The organism is Amycolatopsis kentuckyensis (assembly GCF_002155975.1).
Classification (GTDB): Bacteria; Actinomycetota; Actinomycetes; order Mycobacteriales; family Pseudonocardiaceae; genus Amycolatopsis; species Amycolatopsis kentuckyensis.
The window spans coordinates 1-16271 of sequence record NZ_MUMI01000117.1 but is presented as its reverse complement, the minus strand read 5'-3'; the positions used below and the strand labels follow the sequence as shown (position 1 = coordinate 16271).

The window sequence follows — 16271 nt, the reverse complement described above, 5'->3', positions numbered from 1 at the left end:
GGTCGGCCGCCGCCGTGACCAGGTCGATGTGGACCGTCACCCGGCCGTCGGTGGTGCGGACCCGGACGCCGTCCGACGGCGCCGGGTCGAGACCCTTCCAGCGCTGCCGGGCCGCGCGCGTCCACGCCGTCACCAGGCCGCGCAGGCCCGGTTCGAGGCGCACCACGCCCGGCGTCGTGATCGCCGCCCGCGCCGCCACGCTGGCGATCACCGGATCGGCGATGACGTAGTCAACGCTCATTCCCCTGGCTCCCCGGCCCCGTCTTCCTCGACAGTGTCTTCCTCGAAGATGTCGTCCACGAGCAGGTCGAGCTTCGCCAGCGTCAGGCCCACCCGGGCCGCGGCCGCCGCGGTCACCCGCTCCCGCACCTTCGCCAACGCCGCACCGCCCGTGGCGTTCCGCAGGCTCACCGCGAGGGTGAGTTCCACCTCGGCCCCGCCGGGGACGGTCCGCACCCGGCAGCGCCGCGCCCGGACGCCGGTGACCGTGTCGGCCGCGTACCGCAGCACGGCCGCCACCGCCTGCTCGCTGACCTCGACGAACCCGGGTTCCGGGGTCGGCAGGGGCACCATCGAGCCGCGCCGCACCTCGGCCCGCACCGCCGACATGATCCGCCCGAACAGGTCCGGCGACGGCGCGTCCTCCGCGGCCACCAGCTCGGACGTGGCTTCGCGCAACGCCAGCAGGCTGCCGCGCGCGGCCCGGCAGTGCGGGCAGGTCAGCTCGTGCTCGTCGGCCAGCCCGGCGCCGACCGCGTCGAGCCGTTCCCACACCTGCTCGACATCGCGTTCGCAGGGCAGCTCGTAGTCCGTCATCGCCACGGCTTCAGCACCTCCGCCAGCTGGGCCCGGGCGCGCGCGATCCGGCCGCGGACCGCGGTCGCGTTCACGCCGACGATGCCGCCGATCTCTTCGTAGGACCGGCCGTGCACTTCGCGCAGCAGCCAGCACGCTCGTTGTTCGGGGGTCAGCTGCGCCAGCGCCGCGTTCAACGCCGCGAGCTGGCTGCTCACCTGGACGGCCCGCTCGGGCTGGAGATCACCCCGCGGCGACTCGGCGGTGTCGAGGTCGACGTCGGCCTGGGGCCGGCGCGCGCGGATGGTGTTGAGGCAGCGGTTCGTGGTGGCCCGGTAGAGCCAGCCGGCGAACGCGGCGTCCTCGGTGAGCTGGCCGAGCTTGCGCCAGGCGTTGAGGAACACCTCCTGCACGACGTCCTCGGCGTCGCCGCGGTGGGCGAGCATCTTGACGGCGAGCCGGAACATCGGGCCCTGGTAGCGCAGCACGAGCTGCTCGTACGCCCGGACGTCGCCGTCCCGCGCCCGGCCGACGAGGGTGACGTCGTCGAGCGGCGTAGTCGTCGTCACGGCACCTCCTCGCAGGGAGGACACCGGCGGGCGGAAAACGTCACGCAAGGATTGTCGGTGACGGTCGTCACCGGGGCGACTCGTGACTTTCCCGCGTCACGGTGGTCCTTCCGGCGCAGGGCGCCCCGCCCGGGGCGCCGCCGGAACGGGAGGTGCCCCGTAAGGACCTGTTCAAAAAGTGAGCCTCCGGGCCGGGGACCTGCGCGGTCCCCGGCCCGGTGGTGCTCAGTCCAGGCCGAGGTCGTCCTTGCCGAGGATGTACCGGTACTCCAGGCCTTCCTTCTCGATCGCCTCGCGCGCGCCGGTGTCGCGGTCGACGACCGTCACCACGCCGATGACGTTCGCACCCGCTTCGCGCAACGCCTCGACCGCCGTCAGCACGCTGCCGCCCGTCGTGGACGTGTCCTCGACCGCCAGCACGCGCTGGCCGCGGACCTCCATGCCCTCGATGCGCCGCTGCATGCCGTGTTCCTTGACCGACTTGCGGACGACGAACGCGTCCAGCACGACACCGTCGTTCGCCGCGGAGTGGAGCATCGCCAGCGCGACCGGGTCGGCGCCGAGCGTCAGGCCGCCGGCCGCCACGTAGTCCCAGTCCGCCGTGAGCTGGCGCAGGAGCTTGCCGATCAGCGGCGCGGCCGCGTGGTGCAGCGTCGCCCGCCGGAGGTCGATGTAGTAGTCGGCTTCCTTGCCGGACGCCAGGGTCACTTTTCCGTGCACCACGGAAAGATCGGTGACCAGCCTGGCCAGTTCGAGTTTCGCCGCTTGATCCAACCCGGGGTTCGCCACGGCCGAGAGTCTTACACACGGCCGGGTTCACTCACCGACGGATGTGGCGTCGACCGCACGCCCGCGCGTCGCGGCCCAGGCCGGGACCAGGATCGCCGTGAGGGACAGCACCACGGCGATCGCGAGCACGGCCAGGTAGATCGCCAGTGGGCCCGACGGCAGCAGCGACCCGGTCACCACCAGGCAGAACGGCACGATCGCACCCGCCGCGACGAGCGTCCCGAGCAGCACCGCGATGGTCGCGATCAGGCCGCCTTCGACACCGGCCATGCGCAGCACCTGGCCGCGGGTGAAGCCGCTCAACCGCTGCACCCCGAACTCGCGGCGGCGCCGCGCGGTGGCCGTCACCAGCGTGTTCACCACGGAGATCACCGTGTACGCGAGGATCATCCCGACGAGCAGGTAGTTGACCCAGGCGCCGACCTCGTTGCCCTTGGCGTGCGCCGCGATCAGCGTGCCGCGATCGCCGACGAGCACCGGCAGCCCGGCGGTCGCCTCGCGAAGCCGCGTGGTCAGCGTCGCCGGGTCCACGCCGGGAGCGGCCTGGACCAGCAGCTGCGGGGCGAGCCCGAGCGTCGTGTGCGGAGCGAGGAGGTCCGCGGGCAGCACGAGCCGTTCGAACCCGGGGCGCTGGTCGACGACGGCGGTGACCCGCACGTCCACCGGCGTGCCGTCGCCGAGCCGCAGCGACAGCGTGTCGCCGACGTGGTGGCCGAGCGCCGACGGCACCTCGGCGGCGTTCCCGGTCAGCTCGCTGACGCCCAGCGCGGGCCGGCCGTCGTCGTGCTGGCCCGCATCGAAGGGCTTCTCGACGAACACCGTGCTCGTGACGTACTCCGACGCACTCGCGACGCCCGGGGTGGCGCGCACCCGGCCCAGCACGGCCGGATCGAGCCCGCTCGGGCCGGCCACGACGGCGTCCGCGCGCAGGTCCTCGGTGTAGGCCTGGTTCGAGACGGCTTCCTGGGTGGTCTGCAGGTAGATGTTGGCGGTCGCGATGCCGACCGCGAGCATGATCGGGGTGACCGCGCCGGCCGCCCGGACCGCGCCGACGCGGGTGTTGCGCAGCGCGACCCGGCCGTTGACGCCGGTCAGCGCCTCCACCGGCCAGCGCAGCAGCACGGCCATCAGCTTCGTCACGCCGGGGCTGATCGCCGCGAGCCCGAACGCCCACAGCATCACCGCCGGGCCGGCCGTGCTGGCCGCGACCGGGCCGGTCATCACCGCGACCGTGACGATGCCGAGTGCCGTCCCACCGGCGAAGCACAGGATGGCGGTGATCAGCCGGATCGGCGTCAGCCAGCGCCGCTCGACGGCGGCTTCGGCGAGCGCCTCGGTCGGGCGGATCCGCCCGGCCCGCCGTCCCGCGACGAAGGCGGCTCCCACGACGGCCAGCAGCGACGCGCCCGCGGCGACCACCGCCGGCACCCAGCCCTGCCCGAACCGCAGCACGTCGGGCACGACGTGGTGGTCCGCGAGCTGGTCGAACAGCCACTCCCCGAGCACCGGGCCGAGCGCCACCGCGGCGCCGACGGCGAGCAGCGCGACGACCAGCGCCTCGCCGAGCACCATCCTCCGCAGCTGGCGCGGGGTGGTGCCGACCGCGCGCAGCAGCGCGAGTTCACGCTGGCGCTGCTGCGTCGACAGCGTCAGCGTGCCCGCCACGACGAACACCATGACCAGCGCCGAGAGCCCGCCCGAGACGGCGGCCAGCACGATCAGGTTCTCCCCGCTCTTGCCCGTCTCGGGGAACTCGAAGGCGCCGCGTTCGACACCGGTCGCCACGACACCGGCGTCCCCGACGGCCGCGGTCACGGCGCCGACGTCGCCACCGAAGACGCCGATGGTGTCGAAGCGGCCCGGGTGCCCGGACAGCCGTTCGGCGTCCGAAGCCGCGAAGAACACAGCCGCGTCCCGCATGGCCTGCGGCGCTTCGGCGACCCCGGAGATCCGGAACGGGCTGACGCTGCCGTGCGCGGCGATCGGCAGCGTGTCCCCGACGGCGAGCCCGAGCCCGGCACCGACGACGACTTCGCCCGGCTTCGGGGCGGCGCCCTGCAGCGTGTACGGCGTCAGCACGGCGGAATCCCAGGCGTGCCCGAACGCGCTGGTCTCGCCGAACCGGACGGGGAAGCTGATCTCGCCGACGACGTCCGTGACGCCGGGAACCGCGCGCAGGCGGCCGGCCAGGGCCGCGTCGAGCCGGACGCGCTCGGGCAGGGTCGCGTTCTCGAACTTGTGCTTGTCCTCGGGCTCGAGGGTCGCCGGGTCCTCCTCCGGCAGCTTGAGCGCCTGCTGCCCGCCGACGACGATCGGCGCCGCGGCCAGCCGCTGCACCGGCGTCTCGGACCGGATGCCGGTCTCCATCAGGCCACCGCACGCCGACACGACCAGCGCGCCGAAGAACACGGCGACGAAGGTCGCCAGGAAACCGCCCTTGCGCAGGCGGAGGGTCCGCAACGCCAGCTTGAACATCAGGCGGCCACCCGGCCCCAGGCACCCAGGTGGGTCAGCCGCTCGGCGACGGCTTCCGCGGTCGGCCGGGCCAGCCGCCCGGCGATCCGGCCGTCGGCCAGGAACACGACGTCGTCGGCGTAGGACGCGGCGACCGGGTCGTGCGTCACCATGATCACCGTCTGGCCCGACGACCGGACGGAGTCGCGCAGCAGGCCGAGCACCTCGGCGGCGGTCCGGGTGTCGAGGGCGCCGGTCGGCTCGTCGGCGAACAGCACGGCGGGGCTGGTGACCAGGGCGCGGGCGATGGCGACGCGCTGCTGCTGGCCGCCGGAGAGCTGCCCGGGCAGGTGCCTGCGGCGACCGTCGAGGCCGACGTGCGCGAGGATCCGCGCCACCAGCCGCTTGTCCGGGCGCTTGCCCGCGAGTTGCAGCGGCAGCACGACGTTCTGCTCGACCGTCAGCGCCGGGAGCAGGTTGAACGCCTGGAAGACGAAGCCGACGCGGTCGCGCCGCAGCTTCGTCAGGTAGGTCTCGTTCTTGCCGTCGAGGTCCTGGCCGTCGAGCACGACCCGGCCGGACGTCGGGCGGTCGAGACCGGCCGCGCAGTGCAGGAACGTGCTCTTGCCCGAGCCGGACGGGCCCATCACCGCGGTGAACCCGCCACGGGGGAAGGAGATCGAGACTCCGTCCAGCGCGACCACACCGCCGTACTCCTTGCGCACGGCCTCGAGCCGAACCGCCTCAGTCGTCATGGTCAGAACGCTAGGGCGGCGCGGCCTCCGGCACAGTGAAGAGCACCGCAGTCTTGGGGTGGGGTAAACCCCACCCTCAGGTGCGGCCGCGGCCGCCGCTGATCCGGCGCAGCACCGCGCGCGGCAACAGGCCGCCGATCGCGACGACGACCTTGTACTGCAGGCTCGGCACGGAGATCACCTTGCCGCGGCGAAGGTCCGCGAGCGCCTCGTTGACCACCTGTTCGACACCCAACCAGGCGATTTTCGGGCCGGATTTCCCGATCCCGGCCCGTTCGTGGAACTCGGTGGCGGTGAAGCCGGGGCACAGCGCCATCATCCGGACGCCCTTGGGCAGCGACGCGGCGATGCCTTCGCTGAACGACGTGACCCAGTTCTTGCTGGCCGTGTACGTCGAACCGCGGCCGCTGAAGAAGCCCGCAACGCTGCTGACCTGGATGATTTCACCGTGGCCGCGTTCGATCATGCCGGGCAGCACGGCACGGGTGAGCCGCAGGACCGCGGTGACGTTGACGTCGAGCTGGCGCTGCAGCGCGTCCGGCGGAATGGTCCAGAAGTCGCCGTTCAGCCCGAAGCCGGCGTTGTTCACCAGGAGGTCGACCGGCCCGGCGGCGAGCCGCTCCTCGACCGCCGTCCGGCCGTCCACTTCGGACAGATCGGCGGGCAGCACCTCGACGGCGACGCCGTGCTTTTCCCGCAGCTCAGCGGCGTAGTCCTCCAGCCGCGCAGCATCGCGGGCGACGAGCACCAGGTCGTAGTTGTCGGCGGCGAGCGTGCGCGCGAACTGCGCGCCGATGCCCGCGGTCGCGCCCGTGATGAGAGCGGTGGTGGTCATGTGGGTGAACATACTCGCTGGTCACGGGTGGACGTGCGTTCGATTCGGCGGCGAAGTATCGTCCGGCGCATGGGTAAGCACAGCAGGCGCAAAAGCGGCTATCTGCCCAAGGTCGCCGCGGGCGCCGCGCCCGTCGCGCTGCTCTTCGCGGCCCCCGCCGCGGCGCTGGCGAGCCCGGCGGAGTTGACCCTGCCGCTCGACCACCGCGACGACAGCACGTTCCGGCGCGACGTCGCGACCTCGGGCGAGGACGGCTCGTCGGTGGTCCGCGAAACCCTGACCACGACCCGCCACGACTTCCTCGCGAAGGAAATCGCCGGGGCGGTGCTCACGAACGACCTGACCGAGTCCGCGATCACCCGCCGCGAAGAGCGGCAGACGGAGACGGCGGCCGCGTCGCAGGAAAGCGAGTCACTCGCCCGCGCCGGCCGGCACACCCTGCGCCTGGGCGACGTCCGCGCGGTCACGGCGAACAACCAGCGGCTCGGCCAAGGCGCGTCCCGGAACCTGTCGCTGTCCCCCCTCGGCGGCGGCACCGACCACCGCATCGGCCTCGGCGAAGGCACCAGCCACGTCATCTGGCCCGCCGAGGGTGTCGACGTCCTGAGCCAGAACGCGGAGCAGCTGGACACGGGCCTGCACGGCGCCTTCGCCGGCGATCTCCAGGGCGCCCTGTCGGCCCGCAGGTCATCGGTCCAAGTGGTCGACCTGGGCGACCTCGGAGCGGTCGGCACGACGTCCGAGCAGCACGCGACCGGCCAGATCACGGGCATCCTGGACGTCGGCCAGAACCACGAAGCGGGCGGCCAGCTCGGCCCGGCGTGGGGCCTGGTGAGTACGAGCCAGTCCCTCGGGCCCGCGGGCCCGGCGGGTTCGATCCGGGGCGACCTCGACGTGGACCACGTGATCCACGCCGAAGGCGGCACGACGTCGGTGCGGGGAACGCTGGACCGATCGGCGGCGCTCAGCGCGTTCGACCAGCCGGTGCTCCGCTTCTAGTTCTCGCTCGGCTTCGGTTCCGCGTCCGCGGGCGGCTGCTGGACCGGCGTCCCCGCCGCCGGGGTGCCCGGGGCCTGGGCCGTCGCCGGGGCGGTGGCCTCCGACGGGACCGGCGCGCTCGCCTGGTGGCGGCCCGCGTCGTAGTCCTCGTCGAACGGGTCGACGATGTCCGCGATCTCGCCGAGGTCGCGCAGCAGGCGCTCGAGCCGGGACGGGCCGGCCGTCGGGGCCACGCTGGCCAGCACCCACTCGTTCTCCAGCCAGGCCACGCCCACGTCGCCGCCCAGCTGGTCCGCCGCGTCCACCAGCTCCTGCGTGATCACCACGCGGGCGCCGTCCGCGTCGTCCGCGAAGGCGTAGCGGGCGCCGATCGGGCCCAGCATCTCCGGCATGTCCGCGCGCTGGAACGGGACGCTGGACAGCCACATCTCGATCGGGATGCGGTGCTTCTTGTTGCAGCGCACCGCGACGACGACCGCGGGGATCTGGCCCTCGGTCTCGATGTCGAAGATGAACACCGGGCGGCGGCCGTCGGAGGTGAAGGTGGAGCCCGCGACGACGTTCACGGCCGCGTCCGCGCCGAAGTAGCCGATCGCCCCGTTGGACCACTGCTGCGGCAGGCGCTCGTCCTCCTCGACGAACTGCCAGCCGCGCAACTGTGCCCAGCGCATTCGCTCGCGGTTGCGCGAGCCCTCCTTCGCCCGGTCGGCGGCGAGCAGCCCCAGCCCCGCCACCAGGGCGACGGCCGCGATGACGAACCAGATCCACGCCGGAATACCCACGACCGCCAGGGTATCGCCTGTTACGCCGGAGGGATGATCGCCGGTACCCGTGTCGCCGGGCCCATTCGGAGCATTTTCGCAGCGGAAGGGTCGACAAATCGGCACGAACCACTGTGGACAGCCGTGAAGGCCGCCTCGGGCGAGGCGGCCTTCACGAACGGTCAGACCCGGGTCACCGTCAGCGCGTCACCGGCCTCCAGCTCCGGGCCGTCGACGCGCACGGTGTCGCCGTCCCGGACCTCGCCCGACAGCAGTTCCTTCGCCAGCTTGTCGCCGATCGCCGACTGGACCAGCCGCCGCAGCGGGCGGGCGCCGTAGATCGGGTCGAAGCCGTTGAGGGCGAGCCACTCGCGGGCACTGTCGGTGACCTCCAGGTTCAGCCGCCGCTGGGCCAGCCGCTTGGCGAGCCGGGCGACCTGGATGTCCACAATGGACGTCAGCTGCTCGGTGCCGAGCGAGTGGAACACGACGATGTCGTCGAGCCGGTTGAGGAACTCCGGCTTGAACTGCCGCTGCACCACCTCGAGCACGGCGTCCCGCCGCTGCCGCTCGTCGAGCGACGGGTCGGCGATCGCCTGCGAGCCGAGGTTCGACGTCAGGATCAGGATGGTGTTGCGGAAGTCCACCGTCCGGCCCTGGCCGTCGGTCAGCCGCCCGTCGTCGAGGACCTGCAGCAGCACGTCGAAGACGTCCGGGTGGGCCTTCTCCACCTCGTCGAGCAGCACCACCGAGTACGGGCGGCGCCGGACGGCCTCGGTCAGCTGGCCGCCCTGGTCGTAGCCGACGTACCCCGGCGGGGCACCGACGAGACGGGCCACCGAGTGCTTCTCGGCGTACTCGCTCATGTCGATGCGCTGCATCGCGCGCTCGTCGTCGAACAGGAACTCGGCCAGCGCCTTGGCCAGCTCGGTCTTGCCGACGCCGGTCGGGCCGAGGAACAGGAACGAGCCGGTCGGCCGGTCGGGGTCGGCGACGCCGGCCCGGGCGCGGCGGACGGCGTCCGCGACGACCTGCACGGCCTCGGCCTGCCCGATGACGCGCCGGGTCAGCTCCTCCTCCATCCGGAGCAGCTTGCCGGTCTCGCCCTCCAGCAGCCGTCCCGCCGGGATGCCGGTCCACGCGCTGACCACGTCCGCGACGTCGTCCGCGCCGACCTCTTCCTTGAGCATGACGTTCTGCTGGCTGGCCTCGCTCGCCGCGGTGGCCGCTTCGAACTCCTTCTCCAGCGCGGGGATCCGGCCGTAGCGCAGCTCGGCGGCCTTGCCGAGGTCGCCGTCGCGCTCGGCGCGCTCCGACTCGCCGCGCAGCTGCTCGAGCTGCTCCTTGAGCTCACGAACCTTCTCGATCGAGCCCTTCTCGTTCTGCCAGCGCGCGGTCAGCGCGGTCAGCGTCTCGCGCTTCTCCGCCAGCTCCGCCCGCAACGCCGCCAGGCGGTCGCGAGAAGCGGCGTCGCTCTCCTTCGCGAGCGCCATCTCCTCGATCTCCAGGCGGCGCACGGCGCGCTCGACCTCGTCGATCTCCACCGGCCGCGAGTCGATCTCCATCCGGAGCTTCGACGCGGCCTCGTCGACCAGGTCGATCGCCTTGTCCGGCAGGAAGCGCGCGGTGATGTAGCGGTCGGAGAGCGTCGCGGCGGCGACCAGCGCGGCGTCCGTGATCCGGACACCGTGGTGCACCTCGTAGCGCTCCTTCAGCCCGCGCAGGATCGCGATCGTGTCCTCCGGCGACGGCTCGCCGACGAGCACCTGCTGGAAGCGCCGCTCCAGGGCGGCGTCCTTCTCGATGTGCTGGCGGTACTCGTCGAGCGTGGTCGCGCCGACCATCCGCAGCTCACCGCGGGCGAGCATCGGCTTGATCATGTTGCCCGCGTCCATCGCGCCGCCCTCGCCGGTCGCGCCGGCGCCGACGATCGTGTGCAGCTCGTCGATGAAGGTGACGACCTCGCCCGCGGAGTCGGTGATCTCCTTGAGCACGGCCTTCAGCCGCTCTTCGAACTCGCCGCGGTACTTCGCGCCGGCCACCATCGACCCGAGGTCGAGGGCGACGACGCGCTTGCCGCGCAGCGACTCGGGCACGTCCCCGGCGACGATGCGCTGGGCCAGGCCCTCGACGATGGCCGTCTTGCCGACGCCCGGCTCGCCGATCAGGACCGGGTTGTTCTTCGTGCGCCGCGAGAGCACCTGCACGACGCGGCGGATCTCGGTGTCGCGGCCGATGACCGGGTCGAGTTCGCCGGCGCGAGCGCGCGCGGTGAGGTCGACGCCGTACTTTTCGAGCGCCTTGAACGTGCTCTCGGGGTCCGCGCTGGTGATCCGGGCCGAGCCGCGGACCTTGGCGAACGCCTCCTGCAGCGCGTCCGGCGTCGCCCCGTGGCGCTTGAGCAGGTCGGCGACCTGGCCGCCCTCGGTCGCGAGCCCGACGAGCAGGTGCTCGGTCGAGACGTACTCGTCACCCAGCTCGGTGGCGAGTTTCTGGGCGCGGGTCAGCGACTTGACCGCGTAGGTGTCGAACTGCGGGCTCGACACGGTCGCGCCGGTCGCCGACGGCAACGCCGCGATGAGTGGCTCGAGCTCCTTGTGCACCACCTCCGGGTCGGCCCCGACCGCGGTCAGCAGCGGTGCGGTCAGCCCCTCACCCTGCGCCAGCAGGGCGCCCAGCAGATGGGCGGCCGACACGTGCGGGTTGCCGGCCATGGTGGCCGCCTGCGCCGCGGACGAGATCGCCTGCTGGGTCTTCGTGGTCGGGTTGAAAGCGTCCATCCCTCACCTCATGCTCGGTACTGCGAGAAGTCCTGGTGACAGGCCTGACCGTGACCCGTCACTATCCCTAACGCACGAAAACTTGAGTCTGTTCCGCTCAACTCTGTCCGGGTGCCACCGCGCTGGCCGGCAACCGCGAGCCGAGCATGCCCAACCCGGCCACGGCGAGAGCGGCACACGCCCCCACCAGCACCCAGGGTAACCAGTCGGCGACCGAGAACAAGGCCACCACGGCCAGCGCGATCACCTGCGCCACGGTGAACGCGTACTGGTACGCAGCGAGATAACGGCCACGGGCGACCGGAGGTGCCGCGGCCTCGGCGAGTGCCCCCGACCTCGGCCCGAAGACCAGGTCGCCGGCGGCGAACACCAGCGTCGACACCAGCAGGTACACCACGCGCCAGGTCTCGGGCACCAGCAGCACGCCCAGGCTGACCAGGCACCACGCCGAGAACAACGCCGAGCCGACGCGCATCGCCGCGATCCGCGTCAGCCGGGCGGTGAGCCGCAGCGCGAGCGTGCCGCCGACGCTGGTCAGCACGGTCAGCAGGGCGAGGAGCGCGCCCGGCAGCCAGGCCGGGCCGTGCAGCCGGTCGAGCACGAACACCGGCATGCCGATCAGGAAGAAGTCCAGCGAGAGCCCGAAGAGCCCGCTGAACAGGATGAGGGCGAGGTACGGCCGGTCGCGCAGCACGCGGACCGACCGTTCGCAGACCGGCCGGTGCGGCCGGGCGAGCTGGACGAAGAAGACGAGGATCAGCGCGGCCGCGAAGAAAGTCAGCACGTCCACGGCGAGCGCGGTGCGGTAGCCGGCGTCCCCGAGCCACGTCAGCAGCGCGCCCCCGGCCAGCGCGCCGAGGCCGAAGGACGCGGCCCGCACCATCCCCACCTCGGCGAACGGCCGGTCCTTCGGGCCGTCGCCCGCGACGTCGGCGATGAGCACGAACAGGGAGCTGTAGAAGAGCTGCTGCCCGGCGGACAGCAGGACGGCCGCGCCCACCACCGGGCCCGCGCCGTCGGCGACCAGGTACGCCCCGATACCGGCGGCCTGCAGCAGCTGGGCGCAGACCACCACGGTGCGCGGCCCGACGCGGTCGACGAGCCGGCCGGCGAGCGGCGGCACGACGAGCCCGCCGACGGCGCCGAGGGTGACGGCGGTGCCGGCCACGGCCAGTGGCACGCCGACCACCTGCGTCACGTAGACCAGCGCCAACGGGAGGAACAGACCTGAGCCGAAGTTGTCGATCCCCAGCGCGCACAGCAGTGCGACCCGGTCACGCGTCACCCACCGACGTTAACCCTGACGAATGCCCCTGAGTCAGGACCGAACGGACAGTTTCCCCAGGGGAAAAAGCCACTTCCGGTGGGCCTCTTCCCCGTGGTGTCACTTGTTCGTGTCAGCCAGGCAGGCGTCGCTGCCGAGCGCGCGGCGGAGATCGGTGTTCATCTCCGCCAGCCGCGCGGTGAGGTCGGTGACGCGCTCGTCGTCCCAGCCGCCGAGCGCCTTCTCCATGAACTCGATGTAGTTGGCGCGCCAGCGGGCGAGCTCGGCCCGGCCCTTCTCGGACACGCTGACCAGGGACGCCCGGCCGTCTTCGGGCGCGGGTCGGCGGTCGACCAGCCCGGCCGCGGAGAGCTGGGTGATCTGCCTGCTGACCACCGAGAGGTCGACGAACCGGCGTTTCGCCAGCTCGGACGGCCGCGTCTCGCCGTTCTTCGCCAGGTCGGACAGCAGCATCGCGGCCGCCGGGTGCAGCCCGGGCTCGCTCTGCCAGGCTTGCATGATCCAGGCGTGCTGGAGCTGGGAAGCGGTCTTCAGCTCGCGCATGAGCTCGACCCGGACGTCGTCGTCGGTGTTGTCGAAGCCCATTCGGCACCTCCTTGGTTGCGCCATACAAGTATATTGCCGGACACTTGCGCGGACAACCATCGCGCCGGTGAGGTCCCCCACGCCCGAATACACCCGGTCGGAGCAACAATGCGGGCAAAAGGGCGCCCGGCGGATACCCTGCGGACGGGCGGTGCGCGAGGCGCATGCGAGTGACGGTGAGTGACGAGGTGGCAGCAGTGGCGAAGGACCCCGGAGGCGGTCCCCGACCCGTGAACAACCCCTCATGACAGCCGATTCCGTCAGCCCGCTCCCCAGGTCCTCGGCCCCGCGGGAAGCCCCCGCGGCCGTGACCGCGATGGTCCGGCTCATCCGGGACAGCTGGGCCAGGTCCGAGCCGTACATCGCGGACATCTCGCAGTTCTTCTACGGGATGCTGTTCACCCTCGCCCCGACCACGCGCGACTTCTTCCCGATCAACATGGAGATCCAGCGCGGCAGGCTGGTGCGCGCGCTGGTGCACATCGTGCAGATGGTCGACCGGCCCGACGACCTCGCGCCGTTCCTGCGCCAGCTGGGCCGCGACCACCGCAAGTTCGGCGTGGTGCCGCGGCACTACGAAGCGGTCGGGACAGCGCTGCTGGCGTCGCTGAAGAACCACCTCGGCCCCGCGTGGACGCCCGAGGTCGAGCGGGCCTGGGCCGAGGCGTTCACCATCGCCGCGCGGGCCATGCAGGACGCGGCCGCGGCCGACACGAACCCGCCGTCGTGGTCGGCCACCGTGGTCGAGCACCGGCGGCTGACCTGGGACCTCGCCCTGGTGCGGCTGGTGCCCGACCAGCCCGTGCCCTACCACCCCGGCCAGTACGTGAGCGTCGAAGTGCCGCAGCGGCCACGGCTGTGGCGGTACCTCTCGCCGGCCAACGCGCCGCGCGAGGACGGCGGCATCGAGTTCCACGTCCGCGCGATCGACGGCGGCTGGGTCTCCCGCGCCATCGTCAGCCACACGCAGCCCGGGGACGTCTGGCGGCTCGGCCCGCCACTGGGCCGGATGACGGTCGACCGCGAGGCGTCCCGGGCCGTGCTGATGGTCGCCGGGGGGACTGGTGTCGCCCCGCTGCGGGCGATCCTCGACCACCTCGCGCTGTGGGGCGAGAACCCGAAGACCCACCTCTTCTACGGCGGCCCGGCCCGCGAGGACCTCTACGACCTCGAAGAGCTGCGCGCGCTCGCGGCGACGAACCCGTGGCTGACCGTCACACCGGTCGTGGAGCGCGGCGGCGACGTCCCCGGGTTCGAGCAGGGGACGCTGGCCGAAGCGGTCACGCGGTACGGCTCCTGGCCCGGCCACCACATCCTGGTGTCCGGCTCGCCGGCGATGATCCGCGCGACGGTGTCGCGGATGCTGGTCGCGGGCAGCGCGCTGGACCAGATCCAGTACGACCCGTTCACGATCGACTAGTTCCGGCAATCCGCCGTCCGGTGAATGATTTCGTTATGCTTCGGAAATCGGCAACCAGTAACGGATGAATCCGACGGCGTGATCATTTTTACGCTGTGACAGGCGGGGTTGACCGCGTGTACCTGAATTGCTCCGTTCGAGCGGAACACGCGGAATCACGCGCATCTGCACGGGAATTCGCCTACAGTCGGGAACCCTCGGGGGCGGCACCGCCACAGCGACGCCGCATGCACGGCGCGAAAGCCTTGGCACGACTGGAGAATACCGTTCCCGATGAGTGCTGAATCCGTGAAGATCTCCACCATGCCCGAGACGCTTCCCGTTTCGGCTGTGGAAGGTCGAGAGATGGCCCGGTTGATTCGTGAAAGTTTTGCGGAGGTCGAACCGAAAGCAGATGAACTGGCGCAGTACTTCTACGGTGCGTTGTTCGTGGTCGCCCCCGATTGCCGGGATCTGTTCCCGGTGACCATGACGACGCAGCGGAGCAGGCTGCTGCGCGCGCTGGTGTACGTGGTGCAGATGGTCGACCGGCCCGACGAGCTGGTCACCTTCCTGGGGCAACTGGGCCGCGACCACCGGAAGTTCGCCGTCGTCGCCCGGCACTACGACGCCGTCGGCGTCGCGCTGATCGCCGCGTTGAAACGATTTCTCAAGGAGAAGTGGACCGCCGAGGTCGAATCGGCGTGGACCTCGGCCTACGGGCTCATCGCCAAGACGATGCGCGAAGCCGCCCAAGCGGAAACGGGACCGGCGGCGTGGTCGGCGACCGTGCTCGAACACCGGAAACTCGGCCGGGACGTCGCACTGGTGAAGGTGCGCACCGACGGTCTCCTGCCCTACCGCGCCGGTGGGTACGTCAGCGTGGAGGTGCCCCAGCGGCCGCGGTTCTGGCGGTACCTTTCGCCGGCGAACGCACCCCGCGGCGACGGGCAGCTCACCTTCCACGTGCGCGCGGTGCCCGGCGGCTGGGTCAGCGGCAGCATCGTCAACCACACCAAACCGGGCGACGTCTGGCGCCTCGGGCCGTCGATGGGCGTGCTGAACGTGCGCCCGACGTCGACGAAACGGCGGCTGCTGATGATCGGCGGCGGCACCGGGATCACGCCGTTGCTGGCGATCCTCGACGACCTGTCGCGCTGGAAGCGGAACCCGCCCGTGCACCTGTTCTTCGGCGGCCGGCGACCGGACGACCTGTACGCACTGGAGGAGCTGCGCCGGCTGGCCGTGACCTCGAAGTGGCTGACGGTCACCCCGGTCACCGAGGAGGGCGCGCTGTCCGGCGGCGACCGCGGCACGCTGGCCCACGCCGTCACCCAGCGCGGCACGTGGCGGAACCACGAGGTCCTCGTTTCCGGTTCGCCGCCGATGATCCAGGCGACCGTCGCCAAGCTGCTGGCCAAGGGAATCGATCTGGAGCGAATATCCTACGACCCCTTCACCCTCGACTGAGACGTCTCTCAGCGCTATCTCGCGCTCAGCCCGGACCTGTACTCGCGCGGGGGCATGCGCCGCTGCGTGCGGCAGGTGTTCTCGGACATGTTCGCCCGTCGCGGCCGCGCCTTCGACGACATCGACGCGGCCCGGGCGCTCCTGGCCGCGCGAGAGGACAGCTCGGGCCGGATCGGCCGAAGACGCGTGGCGCCGGGTGACGTCCTTCTTCGGCGAACACCTGCAGCAGCCGTCCCGACCTTCGCACTGAGCCGAGCGGAGCAGCGAATTCGTCGAACGGCGGTAGTTCGTTGACCGTTGTGCCCGAATCGCCTTATGGTCTAGACCACATCGTTCCCCGGTGTGCTCGTTCGTCCTCCCCTCCGGAACAACGCTGTTCCCCATCGAGGAGCCGAAATGACCTGGAAAAGAAAGCTCTTCGCGGCCGCTGCCGGAGCCCTGCTCGCGCCGGTGCTGGTCGTCGTCCTCCCCGCCACCTCCGCGAGTGCCCACGGTTACGTGTCCGACCCGCCCAGCCGCCAGGCCAACTGCGCGGCCGGAAAGGTCCCCAACTGCGGCAGCATCGTCTACGAGCCGCAGAGCGTCGAAGGCCCGAAGGGGCTGCGCAGCTGCAACGGCGGGTTGTCGCAGTTCGCCGAACTGACCGACGAATCGAAGCCCTGGCCGGCCAAGTCGGTCGGCAGCACGGTGACGTTCAACTGGGTGTTCACCGCCCGGCACTCGACGTCGAACTACGAGTACTACGTCGGCGGCACCCGCGTCGCGGTGTTCAGCGGCAACAACCAGCAGCCGCCG

The 16271-nt window shown here is 71.7% G+C and carries 15 protein-coding genes; 4 read left to right on the top strand and 11 right to left on the bottom strand.

Features of this window, described 5'->3' with window-relative positions; all coding sequences use genetic code 11:
* The 7 genes from CCN39_RS12575 to CCN39_RS12545 form a co-directional block, all read right to left on the bottom strand.
* On the bottom strand, positions 1 to 241 hold a 241-nt coding region (locus tag CCN39_RS12575), incomplete at its 3' end, for an Asp23/Gls24 family envelope stress response protein (protein ID WP_244210753.1).
* Entirely contained in the window at positions 238 to 822 is a 585-nt protein-coding gene (locus CCN39_RS12570) for a hypothetical protein (protein WP_086841557.1), read from the bottom strand. The genes CCN39_RS12570 and CCN39_RS12575, both read right to left, overlap by 4 nt.
* On the bottom strand, positions 813 to 1364 hold the full coding sequence (locus CCN39_RS12565; protein ID WP_086841555.1) for an RNA polymerase sigma factor: 552 nt from the start codon (positions 1362 to 1364) through the stop codon (positions 813 to 815). Before CCN39_RS12565 ends, CCN39_RS12570 begins: the two co-directional genes overlap by 10 nt.
* 225 nt (positions 1365 to 1589) lie before the next feature.
* Positions 1590 to 2153: an orotate phosphoribosyltransferase gene (gene pyrE / locus CCN39_RS12560; protein ID WP_086841553.1), complete on the bottom strand. Its 564-nt coding sequence runs from the start codon at positions 2151 to 2153 to the stop codon at positions 1590 to 1592.
* A gap of 27 nt (positions 2154 to 2180) precedes the next feature.
* The gene (locus tag CCN39_RS12555; protein ID WP_086841551.1) at positions 2181 to 4628 is read right to left on the bottom strand and encodes an ABC transporter permease; all 2448 of its coding nucleotides are present in this window, start codon (positions 4626 to 4628) and stop codon (positions 2181 to 2183) included.
* On the bottom strand, positions 4628 to 5362 hold the full coding sequence (locus CCN39_RS12550) for an ABC transporter ATP-binding protein (RefSeq protein WP_167455053.1): 735 nt from the start codon (positions 5360 to 5362) through the stop codon (positions 4628 to 4630). The genes CCN39_RS12555 and CCN39_RS12550 overlap by 1 nt, the downstream gene beginning before the upstream one ends.
* 76 nt (positions 5363 to 5438) lie before the next feature.
* Positions 5439 to 6197 carry an SDR family NAD(P)-dependent oxidoreductase gene (locus CCN39_RS12545; RefSeq protein WP_167455052.1) on the bottom strand — a complete coding sequence of 253 codons (759 nt, stop codon included), beginning with the start codon at positions 6195 to 6197 and terminating at the stop codon, positions 5439 to 5441.
* 69 nt (positions 6198 to 6266) lie between these two features.
* Here CCN39_RS12545 and CCN39_RS12540 point away from each other — a divergent pair, with 69 nt between their 5' ends.
* Positions 6267 to 7196 (top strand): hypothetical protein, encoded by a 930-nt coding sequence (locus tag CCN39_RS12540; protein ID WP_086841548.1) that lies wholly within the window; start codon positions 6267 to 6269, stop codon positions 7194 to 7196.
* Here CCN39_RS12540 and CCN39_RS12535 read toward each other — a convergent pair.
* The 4 genes from CCN39_RS12535 to CCN39_RS12520 form a co-directional block, all read right to left on the bottom strand.
* Positions 7193 to 7978 carry a TtfA family protein gene (locus tag CCN39_RS12535; protein ID WP_086841547.1) on the bottom strand — a complete coding sequence of 262 codons (786 nt, stop codon included), beginning with the start codon at positions 7976 to 7978 and terminating at the stop codon, positions 7193 to 7195. The genes CCN39_RS12540 and CCN39_RS12535 overlap by 4 nt on opposite strands.
* A gap of 161 nt (positions 7979 to 8139) precedes the next feature.
* On the bottom strand, positions 8140 to 10737 hold the full coding sequence (gene clpB, locus CCN39_RS12530; RefSeq protein ID WP_086841545.1) for an ATP-dependent chaperone ClpB: 2598 nt from the start codon (positions 10735 to 10737) through the stop codon (positions 8140 to 8142).
* 97 nt (positions 10738 to 10834) lie between these two features.
* Positions 10835 to 12022 carry an MFS transporter gene (locus tag CCN39_RS12525; RefSeq protein WP_086841543.1) on the bottom strand — a complete coding sequence of 396 codons (1188 nt, stop codon included), beginning with the start codon at positions 12020 to 12022 and terminating at the stop codon, positions 10835 to 10837.
* 99 nt (positions 12023 to 12121) lie between these two features.
* Complete coding sequence (locus tag CCN39_RS12520) at positions 12122 to 12607, bottom strand: MarR family winged helix-turn-helix transcriptional regulator (RefSeq protein ID WP_086841541.1); 486 nt, start codon at positions 12605 to 12607, stop codon at positions 12122 to 12124.
* 244 nt (positions 12608 to 12851) lie between these two features.
* Here CCN39_RS12520 and CCN39_RS12515 point away from each other — a divergent pair, with 244 nt between their 5' ends.
* The 3 genes from CCN39_RS12515 to CCN39_RS12500 form a co-directional block, all read left to right on the top strand.
* Entirely contained in the window at positions 12852 to 14027 is a 1176-nt protein-coding gene (locus CCN39_RS12515; protein ID WP_208630219.1) for a globin domain-containing protein, read from the top strand.
* Between the two features lie 345 nt (positions 14028 to 14372).
* The gene (locus tag CCN39_RS12510; protein ID WP_086841538.1) at positions 14373 to 15476 is read left to right on the top strand and encodes a globin domain-containing protein; all 1104 of its coding nucleotides are present in this window, start codon (positions 14373 to 14375) and stop codon (positions 15474 to 15476) included.
* Positions 15477 to 15872: 396 nt separating this feature from the next.
* Positions 15873 to 16271, top strand: a 399-nt coding sequence (locus CCN39_RS12500) for a lytic polysaccharide monooxygenase (RefSeq protein WP_143264024.1), incomplete at its 3' end; no start/stop codon positions are given.